General features: G+C 59.6%; 10 protein-coding genes. 3 read left to right on the top strand and 7 right to left on the bottom strand.

From position 1 onward, the window contains the following. Positions 1-37 precede the first annotated feature (37 nt). Both NTD82_RS23140 and NTD82_RS23135 read left to right on the top strand, forming a co-directional pair. A complete protein-coding gene (locus NTD82_RS23140; protein ID WP_262130428.1) occupies positions 38-808 on the top strand; it encodes an enoyl-CoA hydratase/isomerase family protein in 771 nt (256 codons plus the stop codon). A gap of 59 nt (positions 809-867) precedes the next feature. Next, positions 868-1,704, top strand: coding sequence for an amidohydrolase family protein (locus NTD82_RS23135; protein WP_262130427.1), 837 nt, complete (start codon positions 868-870; stop codon positions 1,702-1,704). Between the two features lie 72 nt (positions 1,705-1,776). On the opposite strand, the gene NTD82_RS23130 is transcribed toward NTD82_RS23135, so the two are convergent. Together NTD82_RS23130 and NTD82_RS23125 are read right to left on the bottom strand one after the other, a co-directional pair. Continuing rightward, positions 1,777-2,939 (bottom strand): IS3 family transposase gene (locus NTD82_RS23130; protein ID WP_262130426.1). Its coding sequence is split into 2 segments (ribosomal slippage): positions 1,777-2,684 and positions 2,684-2,939, totalling 1,164 coding nucleotides; the frame shifts between segments, so codons are not numbered across the junction. Positions 2,940-2,997: 58 nt separating this feature from the next. Continuing rightward, on the bottom strand, positions 2,998-4,275 hold the full coding sequence (locus tag NTD82_RS23125; RefSeq protein WP_262130425.1) for a tyrosine-type recombinase/integrase: 1,278 nt from the start codon (positions 4,273-4,275) through the stop codon (positions 2,998-3,000). Positions 4,276-5,744: 1,469 nt separating this feature from the next. On the opposite strand from NTD82_RS23125, the gene NTD82_RS23120 reads away from it, so the two are divergent. Continuing rightward, a complete protein-coding gene (locus tag NTD82_RS23120; protein WP_262130424.1) occupies positions 5,745-7,304 on the top strand; it encodes a diguanylate cyclase in 1,560 nt (519 codons plus the stop codon). On the opposite strand, the gene NTD82_RS23115 is transcribed toward NTD82_RS23120, so the two are convergent. The 5 genes from NTD82_RS23115 to NTD82_RS23095 form a co-directional block, all read right to left on the bottom strand. Continuing rightward, on the bottom strand, positions 7,277-7,717 hold the full coding sequence (locus NTD82_RS23115; protein ID WP_262130423.1) for an SRPBCC family protein: 441 nt from the start codon (positions 7,715-7,717) through the stop codon (positions 7,277-7,279). The genes NTD82_RS23120 and NTD82_RS23115 overlap by 28 nt on opposite strands. A gap of 159 nt (positions 7,718-7,876) precedes the next feature. Further along, a complete protein-coding gene (locus NTD82_RS23110; protein WP_262130422.1) occupies positions 7,877-9,289 on the bottom strand; it encodes an amino acid permease in 1,413 nt (470 codons plus the stop codon). A gap of 85 nt (positions 9,290-9,374) precedes the next feature. Next, the gene (locus tag NTD82_RS23105; protein WP_262130421.1) at positions 9,375-10,823 is read right to left on the bottom strand and encodes an NAD-dependent succinate-semialdehyde dehydrogenase; all 1,449 of its coding nucleotides are present in this window, start codon (positions 10,821-10,823) and stop codon (positions 9,375-9,377) included. Between the two features lie 49 nt (positions 10,824-10,872). Next, complete coding sequence (gabT, locus tag NTD82_RS23100; RefSeq protein WP_262130420.1) at positions 10,873-12,156, bottom strand: 4-aminobutyrate--2-oxoglutarate transaminase; 1,284 nt, start codon at positions 12,154-12,156, stop codon at positions 10,873-10,875. Between the two features lie 197 nt (positions 12,157-12,353). Continuing rightward, positions 12,354-13,922 carry a PucR family transcriptional regulator gene (locus NTD82_RS23095; RefSeq protein WP_262130419.1) on the bottom strand — a complete coding sequence of 523 codons (1,569 nt, stop codon included), beginning with the start codon at positions 13,920-13,922 and terminating at the stop codon, positions 12,354-12,356. Between the last annotated feature and the right edge of the window lie 40 nt (positions 13,923-13,962).

The following is a 13,962-nucleotide window of genomic DNA, read 5'->3' as shown; positions in this document are numbered from 1 at the left end:
TGCCGCAGTGTCGGCAGGCGAGAACAGGAGTAGTCATATGGCTTGGCAAATTGACGTGATCGACGGCTGTGCGGTCGTGCGCATGAACAGCAACAAGGTCAACGTGCAGAACGCGACCTTCTTCAAGGACCTGCACGATGCTTTCGACCGATTGGAGGAAGAGTTCAGTGAATTGCCGGTCATCCTCACCGGACAGGGCAATGTATTCTCGGCCGGTATCGACTTCAAATACAGCTTCGATGTGTTTGGCAGCCTCGACCAGGAACGCATTCGCCAGTGGTACGCCGAGTACCGTGCAACCAATCTGCGGATCTTCCAGTACCCCCGGCCGACCGTCGCTGCGATCAATGGCCATGCCATAGCGGGCGGGCTGATTACCGCACTTGACTGTGACTTCAGGGTTGCCGCGCGCAAACCGGCCAAGTTCGGCCTCAACGAAGTGCCGATTGGTATCCCGATGCCGGCTGCCTACGTCGAGATCATCAAATATGCGTTGGGTGCCCAGGTGGGAGCGTTGACCACTCTGAAAGGTGAACTGTACTCCCTGGAACAGGCGGAAAAGCTCGGGTTCTTCCATGAAGTGGTCGAAGAATCCGAACTGCTGTCGCGTGCAATTGCCTACGCCCGTTGCATTACCCCGGATTGCAACGTTGCCTATGCGATGTCCAAGAGAGCCCTGCAAGACGCGGTCATCCAGCAGATTGAACAACGGACCACACTGCTCGATGGCGAGCTCCCGGCAGGCATGAGCGATGCAGGCAACCGCCGCGCGCAGGACCTGCGCCGCAAGGAAATCATGGGTGTCTGAGAACCCAGGTTCGGCCCGCGGTGCCGGGGTGGCGTCGCGGGTATCAACGAGGCAAGTAGATGACTGAAATTATTGATGCCTGGATGCAGATTCCTTCCAGGTCGTTCTTGCGAGACCCATTGTTCGACTCGCTAAGGCGTTGGCCGACCGCCTGGCAAGGGTTGGCCGAACAAGACCGTGACCTCGCCTGTGATGAAGTGCTGCAGGGGTTCAGCGAACAAGGGGTATCCAAGGTATTTGCAAGCGCCTGGGTGGGGCCACGCGGTGAGCTGATTTCCAACGAGCGTGTGGCCTTGGCGGTGCAAAGTCGGCCTGAGCAGGTGTTCGGTATCGCCTCGGTTGATATTCGCCAGCCGATGGCTGCAGTCAGGGTATTGAGGCAGTACGTTCGAAACCACGGCTTCAAGGGCTTGCGCATTCTGCCTTGGCTCTGGGGGCTGCCGCCCGACGACCGCCGGTTCTACCCGCTCTATGCGGAATGCATCGAACTGGATGTCACCCTCTGCGTGCAGGTTGGGCATGCTGGGCCCATGATGCCCTCGGAGCCAGGGCGGCCCATTCCGTATCTGGACTACGTTGCGCATGAGTTCCCGGAATTGCGCATCGTCGGTGGGCATATCGGCTTTCCATGGGTATCCGAAATGATCTCGCTGATGATGAAGTACCCTAACGTCTACGTGGATACTTCAGCCTACAAGGCCAGCCGTTATCCTCAAGAGTTGGTCAACTACCTGCGTGGGGCAGGGCGGGGCAAGGTATTATTCGGCACCAACTATCCAATGTTGACACCCGCCGACTGCCTCGCAGGTATTGCGTCACTCGACCTGGGCGAGGAGGTATCCAGCTTGTTCCTGGCAGGCAATGCAAAGCGGGCGTTTAAGTTAAGCGATGGATAGAGCGGGGGATCTCGCTATTCATGGATGTGGTGAGCAGACCAAAAAATCGCATTTGGGCTGCTTCTGTAGTGGTCAACTCATCCCGGACACGGTTTTGAGTTTTTCTTCCGCTTTCGCCGGAGCCAGTCCATCGTTGAATTGATGGGGTCGGATCCAGTTGTAGTGGTTCATCAGGTATTGGCTAATGTCTCGTTGAGCTTGCTGCCCGGTCATGTAACCCGTGGTCGGTATCCACTCTGATTTCAAGCTACGGAATACTCGCTCCATCGGCGCATTATCCCAGCAGTTGCCTCGGCGGCTCATGCTCTGGCGCATGCGATAGCGCCACAGCCTTTGGCGAAACTGACGGCTGCCATGTTGCGATCCCTGGTCGGAATGGAACAGCAGCCCTTGAGACTCTCCACGCTGCTCGTATGCCACTTCCAGCGCTTTGACCACGAGGTCTGCGTCCGGCTTTTCTGATAAGGCCCAGCCCGCCACTCTGCGTGCATAGAGATCCAGAACAACCGCCAGATAGTGCCATTTGCCCTGCGCCCAAATGTAAGTGATGTCGCCACACCAGACCTGATTTGGCGCTTCGACATCAAACGCTCGGTTCAAGGTATTTGGAATATCTGGCCGCTCCACTGTGGCCTTTTTGTACGCATGTGATCCTGGCTGCTTGCTGACCAACGCCAGTTCACGCATCAGGCTGCGTACCTTGAATCGCCCGATTTGCTCACCCTCTTCTTGCATCATTGCCTTGATGCTGCGGCTGCCGGGCGCACTTCGCCCTCGCGTGAACAACTCATTCACTCGACTGCGCAAGCGCAGTCGCTCAACGTCCGGAGTTCGTCTTTTGTGACGATGTGCGTAATAACTTGAGCGAGTGACATCGAACACTTCGCACAAACAATCAACGGGCTCATGGGCGCTGAGCTGACGGATCAGCGCGTACGCTCGAGATCTTCCGACATCAAGAGCGCGGTAGCCTTTTTTAGTATCGACTTCTCGCGTTCAAGACGCGTGATGCGAGCTTCCAACTCTTGGATTTTTTGCTGCTCTGGCGTCAACGCTTTGCTGGCCGGCGTGATGCCGCCGCGCTCTTGCTGAAGCTGATTGACCCACCGGCGCAGGGCCGACTCGACCAAGCCGAGTGAACGGGCTGCTTCAGCATGGCTGTAGCCTTGATCGAGCACCAGGCAGGCTGCTTCGCGCTTGAACTCAGGAGTAAAGGTACGGCGTTGCTTGGTCATCAGACACCTCGTCCGGGGTTAGTAGACCACTACAGCGCGAGGAACACTGCGAGTTAGCTTATCCCCGGTCTTTCATCCCTAAGCGCCTTATGGAGTGCATTCGTTCTTGGTCATGGGAGTGGTAATAAGTGTCCTGGGTCGTGCTGAGATTGCTGTGGCGTAGATCAAGCTGCAAGTCTTTGGCCTTTCGAAACGGAGCATCGAACGTCGCCGATGTGTGCCTCAACCAATGGGCTGAAGCAGAGTGCAGGCTATTCATCTCATAAGCTTCCCGTCCCTCCGCCTTCATTTTCTTCAGCGCGTTATCGAAAACGGATTGGAGGAGGGCGCGTACCTGCCGCCCAGAGAGCCCTGGCCGGCCATCGAGAGTCTTGAGCAGGCTGGTTCTCTCGTTATCTGTCGGTAACGGTAACAAACCGAGAAAGCTGCGATAGCGTTTGAGATAACGTTGAACATAGTCATCTCGTACAGCGATTTTCCCCGGTTTGTTTCCTTTGCCGATGACGTGATACCACCAGTTTCCTTCAGCATCCTGGCGAAAATCTCCCATACACGGTTCCCAGTTTGCGCGACCTACCAAGTCAGAGATGCGCAAATACATTGAGAAAAGAGTGGCTAGGATGAAAAGGGTGCGTTCATGCCTAACTGGGTCAGCAAAGGCCATTGCCTCCGCCGTCTCAACGACATAGTCCCACTGCAATGGTGTTAAAGCTCGGGCCTGAGCCTCGCTGGCTACCCCACTGAAATCTTGCTTGTTCCTGACGAGCCTGAAAGGGTTCACGCTCACCAAAGCATCCTCGGCCAGGAACTCGAAAAAGCTACTGCAAACCGAAAACACTTGGTTCATGGTTCCTTTTGATGCCGCATACGTGGGATTTGGCTCGTCTCGGCCGCTATTTTTCTGAATTTTTTGACTGAATGGCTTCCATTTCGGGTTTGGTACCAACGGAAACGCCGCCGCGCGTTCTGAATCGCCGTTGGAGATAAATCGACCGCGAGTGACTGGCCCGATCCATTCCAATGGCGGATTTCGACAGAATGTCAGATAGGCCTCGGCGTCTGGCCGCTTCAGGGTGAAGATCGGTTTTTTCCGAACAATCAATGCCCATAGGAGCAGCCGCTCAACGTGGGTTCTGTACGAATTGAATGTTTGCTCACTGCTTTCGTACAGACGTAAGAACGCACGAACGGCGTCGTAACCACGTAAAGCAGAAAGCTGTGCATCGAAGCTGCCTAGGTAGGCCTGAACAAAAGCGATTGATGAGCCCTCGCGGGTAAAATCTTGATCCAGGAACGGTTCGAGTGCCTCGAAGAGCGGTTTAGGCTCGGAGCTCATTTTTGACCACCGATAACAACGTTTCGAGACTTCCAGTTCTGATAGTTACTGGAAGTCTGAGGGGCTACCTGCTGCCGCTGATGCCGGGTATCAAGGAGAACTATTGAGGGACTCGGCCAAGCGCCAATGACCAACGCTCGATGAATGAGCTGTGGATTAGTGAAAAGGCGTTGCCACCCGCAAGCACGAAGGTAACCGACACGGCGACTGGCTTCTTGGGCGATCACAGATAACCGGCGAAGAAACAAGTGACCTGTCGTAGAGGAGCATGAGCGAGAGTGAATGGTAGAAGGCAAAGAGTTTTCCTCAGCGTGTTGGTGGCCTGGAGATCCGAAGCAGTAAGTCATTCCTCAGGTTGGACGGAGCGGCTCAGGGCCTCGGTAAGCGAGGATTGGCTGTGACGTGACTGCCTGCGCGGGTAAAGAATCCAAGCGGGGTACCGTTTTCCATTTGGAATCTGTAGGGCACGAAATTTGGAATTTTTACTTCGGAGAACTGAAACAGACAGATACTCAGGAACAAATTTAACATGGCATATCATTTAACATAATATACATTATGCGAATCTTCGTATGTGGCTTTCAGGCCGTGAGTGGAGAGATTTAAAGCCAACCCCCTGGCTCTAATAGCTCCGTCGCAGCTCGCTGCCTGACCTCAGCGATGTAACCCAACACAAACGCAACCTGAGAGCCACACGCCTTGTAATAGCCAGCCACGTTGGCCCACGTCCACCACAGCAACCCCGTCAGAACTGGATGGGAGAATTTCTAGCGGCTCGACTCGTACGGTCCGGCTGTTGGTTTACACATCGCGGGATTGCTCGAACAAATCTTCCTGGCTGTCCACTACGAGACTTTGAAGGATCACTGCGGGCACGGCGTGAAACAGTGTCAACAGGTCGTGTTTGTCCAGGCGCTCACGGTTCGATATCGATCTTGTAAGTTTCACCTGATGTACTTTGGTGCTGACCGGGTACGGAGATGAAGCTCTTCAACAGGATATCTATATCAACCGCAGCATTTACCTAAGCGATATGGGGCAGGCTCTGCGCATCCAGAAGTTCAGCAACTTTGAGGTAACTATGGGGGCTTTGACGCATCCAACTCGGAAAGTAACTCATTGCGGGCTAAATAATGGCGGATTATGGAAGTTAATCATCACCCTCCTACGCCATTGATAACTTTTAGGAATAACTACACTAAATACTCATTTAGTGTAGTTATGAGTTCGAGCATCACGAATTAACAAAGAACCGCCCATGTAAATCATCGAATGTTCGCTCAAGCAATTGAATGACGCAGCCACACCCTGCACCTGACGGCCCTGTTCCAGAGCGCCGCGCCCTCCTCTTTGCCTCTACTGCTGCGTCGGATCAGCCTGTATTCTTGCGCCAGGCCAGGAATGTGCCTTTCGCTGCGGTCGCCCGCCACCGCCAGCACGGGAATCCGGACTCTCCATCAGGTACTGACGTGAAGCGTGACATCCACCTCGTTGTCCTTCTGCTTTTGCTTATCGGTTGTTCGCTGGCTTCGTTGACGCTGTGGAAGGTCATGGCCTCACGCGAACGCGCGCTGGAAGAAATCGATGTCCACGGTTTGAACCTGACCCAGGCGCTGGTGACCTATTCCGAAGGGATTGTGCGGCAAAGCTCGCTACTCTTGCTCGGTCTGGTCGAGCGCCTGGAAACCGAGGGCAGCGGCCCTGCGCAGATCGCCCGGTTGAAGCAGTTGGTCGCGCGCCAGCAACCATTGATGCCGCAGTTGAGCGGCATCACCGTGTATGACCGGCAGGGTCACTGGCTGATGGCGTCCAACCGGCCGACGCCAGTCGGCGCCAACAGCAGCGACCGCGCCTATTTCGTCCATCACCGCGACGACCCGTCCCGCGAGCCCTTCATCGGCCCGCCGATCCGCAGCCGCTCCAACCAGGAGTGGGTGATCACTATCAGCCGCCGTTTCAACGACGCGGACGGCAGCTTCGCCGGCGTCGTGGCGGTCACCCTGGGCATCGAGAACTTCCTGCGTCTGTTCGGCACCCTCGACCTCGGCCAGGATGGCGCGATCGGCCTGACCAACACTGACGGTACGCTGCTGGTGCGTTACCCGTTCCGCGAACAGGACATGGGCCGCAACTTCTCCAACTCGCCGATCTACGCCAAGTACCTGGTCGACAAGACGGTGGGCACCGCGTCGTTCACGTCCAGCCTGGACGGCGTCGAGCGGCTTTATGCGTTTCGCAAAAGCGATCGCCTGCCGCTGGTGACCACGGTCGCCCTCGGCAAGAACGAAGCCTTGGCAGCCTGGCGTCTCGAGGCGATGCTGTCGTTGTTGGTGGTGTCCGGTCTGCTGGCCGTCGTTGGTGTCATCGGCTGGTTGCTGATCCGTGATATCCGCCGACGGATCACGGTGGAAGGCGACTTGCGGGTGGCACAACAGCAGTTGCTCGACAGCAACAAGCAACTCGAACGCCTGGCCATGGACGACGCCCTGACCGGACTGGCCAACCGACGCTGCTTCGACCAGACCCTGTCCATGGAAATCCGCCGCGCGCAACGGGATACAACGCCACTGGCGCTGCTCATGCTAGATATCGATTTCTTCAAGCGCTACAACGACCGCTACGGCCATCCGGCCGGCGATGCCTGCCTGCGCGAGGTGGCCAGCGCCCTGGCCGGTTGCATCCGCCGGCCGCCGGATCTGGTGGCGCGCTACGGTGGCGAGGAAATGGCGATCATCTTGCCCAACACCGATGCCGAAGGCGCGACAGTGGTCGCGAAGCTGGTGCTGGAGGCGCTGAACCGACTGGATATCCTTCATGCAGAAAGCCCCTTCGGCCACGTTACCGTGAGCATCGGCCTGGCCTGCGCGTCGGGGCCCGCCCTGGAACCGCAGCAGGCCCTGATCGATGCCGCCGACCGGGCGCTGTATGCGGCCAAGGAAGGTGGGCGCAACCGTCTGGTGGTTGCCTGCCCTCCCCTGATCAGCGCGACAACAACGCTGAGTCAGGAAGCAAACAACTGCCGCAACTGATCGAGGCCGTCAGCGTAGATGCCTTCAACAACCGCCAAGGCCTCTTCATCAGACGCGCCGTCCGCCACGAACTCCGCCTGCCAGGTCACCAGCGCCTGGCCGTCGGCTGCCGGCTCGACGCGCAGCAGCGATTGGTAATCCCGCGCTGGCAACGGTGATTCGATGATGCCGTAGCGATACAGCCGCTGGCTGTCCGAGTGTTCCAGCAGCCGCTCGTGAATGGTCGCGCCGTTGCCCAGGGTCAGCAGCCGTTCGGCGCCCGCCTGATTGTTGCTGCCGGCGAGCAACTGGCTGGCGCTGACCGCCGGGTGCCAGAGGTGCAGGCCGTTGAAGTCGCCGATGCGCTGCCAGACCTCATCCGGCGTAGCACTCAGGGTGATCTGACGTTGTGCGTGCAGGGAACTCGTTGCCATGGTCGTTCGCTCCTTTTGGGCTGTTTGGCCAGCGCCAGTGTTACAGGCCCGGCGCCCTGCCCCCATTCTCCCAATGGCGCAAACCTCAGCCGCGAACCGCTACTTTGGGATAAACACAATGCACCGCGGCCGGCCCACACTGGGCCGGCCGCGGTCTGATCAGCGGTGACGGGCGCGCTTGGAACAGCGCGCCTGATGCACCATCCCGAGCAGCGCCAGGCACAGCCCCGCCCCGCCAGTGGAAATCACCAGCACCTGGTAGTCAGGCATGAAGCACATGGCACTCAGGCAGGTCACGATAAACACGATCACCGCCCAGGTCAGCCACGGGAACAGCCACATCTTCAGCGGAATGTCCTTGCCGCTCGCTTCCAGCTTGCGGCGCATCTTCAGTTGCGAACAGGCGATGACCAAGTAAACCAGCAGCGCGATGGTGCCGGTCATGTTCATCAGCGTATCCAACACATCCCGCGGGCGCAGTTCGTCACTGAAGTTGATCAGCGCCATCACCACCGCCACCAGGCAGGAGCCGATGATCGCGTACATCGGCACACCGGTGCCGGCTTTGGTCAGCTTGAAGAACGCCGGCGCATCGCCACGGCTGGCCAGCGAGAACAGCATCCGCGAAGCGGTGTAATGCGCCGAGATCAGGCAACTGCTGACCGAGGTGAGCACGACGAAGTTCATCAGCCACTCGGCGCCCGGAACGCCCAGCAGTTCCAGGGTGCGACGGTAGGAGCCGTAGCCGGATTGACCGAGCATCGGGTCGTTCCACGGCACCAGGCAGACGATCAGGAAAATCGAACCGACATAGAACAGCCCGACACGCCACACCACCGACTTGGTGGTCTTGATGATCTGCTGGGAAGGGTTCTTCGATTCCGACGCGGCGATGGTGGCGATTTCCGCGCCGAGGAAGGCGAACATCACTCCGAGCATCGCGCCCACGACCGGCTCGAAGCCGTTGGGGACGAAACCATGGGCGGTGAGATTGCTGATGCCGCTGACCTCGCCGATGGTCCAGATGTTCAGCACGGCCAGGCAACCCACCAGCAGGAAGCACACGATGGCGACCACCTTGATCAGCGCGAACCAGAACTCGAACTCACCGTAGTTCTTCACGTTGAAGAAGTTGATGCTGATCAGCAGCAACGTGGTCGCCAGGACGAAGACGTTGACACTGACCGACGGAAACCAGCCGTTGAGAATCTTGCCGGCGACATAGGCTTCCCAGGCCATGAGCGCGACCCAATAGCCCCAGTACAACCAACCGATGGTGAAGCCCGCCCAGCGCCCAATCGCGCGATCGGCGTAGGTGGAAAAGGAACCGGTGTCCGGCGAGGCCGTGGCCATTTCGCCGAGCATCCGCATGATCAACATCATGAGAATGCCACCCGTGAGGAAAGCCAGAACGGCAGCCGGACCTGCACTGTGAATCACACTCCCGGAGCCAACGAACAATGAGCCGCCGATCACACCGGCAATGGACATCATGGTCAGATGCCGGGACTTCAGTCCCGCCTTCAGATGGCTTTCATGCTGCGACTTGTCGACAGCTACACTCGCGTCCATCTACGTTTACCTTTTTGTTTTTGTAGTTAAGGGCATGCGAGGCCGGCAGATCTGCAAGCGCCAGCCCCGCACGAGCATCACCGGCTCAGCGAGGCGCCAGGGCCACGGAGACGAACTTGGTGTCCAGGTATTCCTGAATCCCCCAGACCCCGCCTTCACGCCCCAACCCACTCATCTTCACGCCGCCAAACGGCGCTTGCGCGGTCGAAGGTGCACCGTCGTTGATGCCGACGATGCCGTAGTCCAGGCGTTCGGAAACGCGGTGGGCGGTATCCAGGTCGCGGGTCCACAGATAGGCCGCCAGGCCATACGGCGTATCGTTCGCTGCGGCCACCGCCTCATCGGTGGTGTCGAACTCGAGAATCGGAGCCACTGGCCCGAAGGTCTCTTCTTCAAGAATGCGCATGCCTGGCGCCACGTCGCACAGCAAGGTCGGCTGGAAATACAGGCCGCCCAGCGCCTGGCCGCCGACCACCACACGGGCTCCACGCCCCACGGCATCCTCGACATGCTCGCGGACCTTGTTCAGCCCCTGCTCATCGACCAGCGGACCGATCTGGGTGCCCTCATCGGCGGGATCACCGACCCGCAGTGCCGAGATCCGGGTCGCCAGCGCATCGATCAAACGGGCGCTGATCGACCGGTGCACATAGATGCGGTTGGTGCACACGCAGGTTTGCCCTGCGTTGCGGAACTTGCAGGCCATGATCTCTTCGGCGGCGCGCTCGATATCGGCGTCGGCGAACACAATGAAGGGCGCATGCCCGCCCAGTTCCAGCGATACCCGTTTCATGGTTTCCGCCGACTGGCGATACAGCAGCACGCCGACCTCGGTACTGCCGGTGAAGGTCAGCTTGCGGATGCGCCGGTCCTGGAAGAACACGCCGGAAATCTCGGCCGGCTTATTGGAGGTGATGACCTGGAAGGTGCCTTCCGGACCACCAACCTCGCGCCAGTACTGCTCCAGCAGCAGCGCGGTGAGCGGCGATTGCTCCGCAGGCTTGACGATCACCGTGCAACCGGCGGCCAGTGCCGGCGCGACCTTGCGGGTAATCATCGCTGCAGGGAAATTCCACGGCGTTACCGCGTAAACCGGGCCGACCGGCTGACGGGTCGCATACAGGCGCTTGTTCTCGTGCTGGCTGGCGAAGGTCTCGCCGTACAGCCGCTTGGCTTCCTCGGCATACCACTCGGCGAAGCCGGCGGCGTACATCACCTCCCCCACGGCTTCCTTGATGGGCTTGCCCATCTCGCTGGAAATCGCCTGGGCAATTTCATTGGCCCCCGAAACGATCCGGTCGAACCACTTGCGCAGCAACTGACTGCGGTGGAACGCGCTGGTGTGCTTCCAGGTGTCGAACGCTGCGACCGAGGCATCGGCCAGTGTTTTCGCATCGGCGGCGCTGCAATCCGGCACGCTGGCGCAGGCCTGTTGGGTCGCCGGGTTGATTACCGGGTAGGACTGGTTATCGGCGCTGCCGGCGGGGAGCGAAGCCAGCGTCCACGCCTTTACATCATCTGCAGTGGTAGTCACTGAAGGTACTCCATCAAAAACACTTGAAAAGGACAGATTGAGCGCGGGATCAGGCGTTAACAGCGACCAGGGCCCGCTCGAACATGACCAGCGCTTCGGCGACATCCTGCTCGGAGATCACCAGCGGGCAGAGGAAGCGCACGACGTTGCGGTACACGCCGCACTTGATCACCAGCAAGCCCTCCTCCCGCGCCGCATCGATAACCCGCTGCGCCAGCGCGGCATTCGGCTCTTTGCTGTCGCGATCGGTGACGAACTCGACCGCCGCCATCGCGCCGATTGCGCGGACATGGCCGATGCTGCTGAAGCGACCTTCCAGTGCCTTGAAGCCGGTCATCAGCCGCTCGCCAATCACGCGGCTGCGTTCCACCAGGCTTTCCGATTCGAAGATGCTGATGACTTCCAGTGCCGCCGCGCAGCCGAGCGGGTTGCCGCCATAGGTGCCGCCCAAACCACCAGGCAGCGGCGCGTCCATGATTTCGGCGCGGCCGACCACGCCGGAGATCGGCAGCCCGCCCGCCAGGCTCTTGGCAACGGTGATCAGGTCAGGCTGGATGCCCGAGTGCTGGAAGCCGAACAGCTTGCCGGTGCGACCGAAGCCAGTCTGGATCTCATCGCAGATCAGCACGATGCCCAGCTCCTCGGTCTTCTTGCGCAGGGCTTGCATGAACTCGACAGGCGCGGCGAGGAAGCCGCCATCGCCCTGCACCGGCTCGATGATGATCGCGGCGACGCGGTCAGCGGCAATCTGGGTATCGAATACTTCCTGCAAGGCCGCCAGGGCTTTTTCAGTGGTCACGCCGCGGTACTCGTTCGGGTACGGGGTGTGATAGATGTCCGGCGCCAGCGGGCCGAAATTCTGCCGGTATGGCTGGCTCATGCCCGTGAGGGTCATGCCCATCAGCGTGCGGCCGTGGAAGCCGCCGCGGAAGGCGATCACGCCGGGACGGTTGGTGTGGGCCCGGGCGATCTTGATGGCGTTTTCCACCGCTTCGGCGCCCGTGGTCAGGAACACCGACTTGTAGTGTTCTTCGCCGCCCACCAGCTTGTTCAGTTGGGCAGCCAACTCGATGTATTGGTCATAGGCGGCCACCTGGAAGCAGATATGGGAGAACGTCTCCAGTTGCTTGCGCACGGCTTCGACAACCCGCGGATGGTTGTGGCCGACGTTGAGCACACCGATGCCGCCGACGAAGTCCAGGTACTTCTTGCCCTGGTCATCCCAGAGGTAGGCGCCGGCGGCGCGGCTTACGGTGATCGGATGGGCAACGGCAATGCCATTGGAGACATGCTGTGCACGGGCGGAGACTGGCGGTTTTTGTTGAGAGGACATGGTGTTCACCTTTGTGTGTCAGTGAGCACATGCTATTCACCGCTCCCCGACGCAGATACGTACTCGGCGTAGGAGGATAAGCCGGGTGATTCACACCCAAAACAGGAACGACAAACGCGGGCGGGAGACGCGAAAAAGCCCGCCGGTTATCACCAGGCGGGCCTTCTGGGTGCCACGTTTCTCAAGGGCGGAACGCTTCAGAATTCCTCGGATACCAACCTGTGCATCTGTGCCGCGACTTGCAGCTTGAAACGATCTTCCGGGTTATCCAGGGAAATCCCGAGAAGGCTTTCGATACGCTCGACCCGGTAACGCAAGGTGCTGATATGAATATCCAGCGCCTTCGCGGTATTGAGTAGCTGAAAGCCCTCGCGCGCCAGACACAACGCCGTATCGGTGAGCGAGTTGCCACGCTTGGGGTGTTCCAGCGGCACAATCATCCGCTCCAGCAACAACCGCCGGGCATCGGCGTCGCCCATCAGGGCCCGGGGGAAAAGCACCTCATCGAAGTCATGGAGTTTCCCCGGCCGCAACAACGGAAGCAGCGCCGCAACATCCTCGGAGCCCAGCGCCATTCCATCCACGCCGCGATGAACCCGACTCACCGCCAGCGCACTGCCTTCGGTGCGGATGGTTTTCCAGACCGACTCGGGGGCTACTTCGGCAGGCAGCAGAAAGCTGATCTGGTTCAGGGACACCGAAATCAGCGGCGCGACGCTGAAGGTCTGCATCGCCGAGGCGATCCGGTCAGCCAGTTTCGCGCGGCGATTGAAACCCTCGATGGACAGTGGAATGGGCTCGTTGACCAGCACCAGACAGACCCGGTAGCTGCGGCTCTCGCTCCAGCCGGACGCCCGGGCGCGCTCGATGGCGCTGGGCGTCGCGGAAAACTTGCCTTCCAGCAGACCGGCGACAAAGGCATGGCCAAGGCGGGTTTCCTGATCGGACAACTGCCGCTGGTAAGCCAGGTGCAAGGCGGCGATGACCACCGAATGCTCCAGGGCCCGGGTGTCGAGTTCGCCGAATTGATCGGTTTCACCCTCCAGCCACACCACGGCGGCAATCTCGCCGCGAAGCTTGATCGCGCCGCCCAGTCGTGAAGCACCCAGCCGTGAACCGCCCGGCAAGACCACCGGGGCGTTGTCCTTGAACAACTCGGCAAGACTGTTGTGCGCGGTAAGGTCGCGAATCACTTCACGCTCGTATTCCTCACGGGCCTGCGGGTCTGAACTGCCGAGCAGCGTGCCATCGATGGAAACCACCGTGGCCGTCTTGTCCAGGGCAGCGTGCAGCGCCCTGGCGAGACCTTCGAGGTTGTTCATCTCCAGCGCGGCTTCAGTCAGCGTGCGATGGATCAGGTCCGAGCGGCGGATGGTTTCCGCCTGGATATTGATGATGCGGGCCAGCACGTCGTGCATGATCTCGCTGAACTGGATCTCCCAGGGCAGTTCCAGCAACGGCAGGTTGCAACGGTTGGCCTCGTCGATGGCGGCCTGGGTGAAGTGCTCGCGAAAGTGCGGAACCGCCAGCACCACGCCGGCCAGGCCGATCTCGCTGAGGCGGCGCACCATGTCGCGGGAGTCTTCATCCGCCTCTGGCCAGTTGTAACCGGTGGTCAGCAGCAACTCACCGGGCTTGAGCCAGTTGGTGATTTCCGGGTGGTCGACGATATGGACCCAGGTGATTTCCCGGTCCATCGCCCCTGCCCCGGCAACCACCGTGGCTTCGCGCAGCACCGTATGTTCAATCGCGACGTCGAGCTTCATTGTCCAGCTTTCCTGAAGGTGTATCGAAAGCGCAGCAGAA

This window comes from Pseudomonas sp. 5P_5.1_Bac1, from assembly GCF_025466015.1.
Lineage (GTDB): Bacteria > Pseudomonadota > Gammaproteobacteria > Pseudomonadales > Pseudomonadaceae > Aquipseudomonas.
The sequence above is the reverse complement of the archived record's forward strand: the minus strand, read 5'-3'. Positions and strand labels throughout refer to the sequence as shown.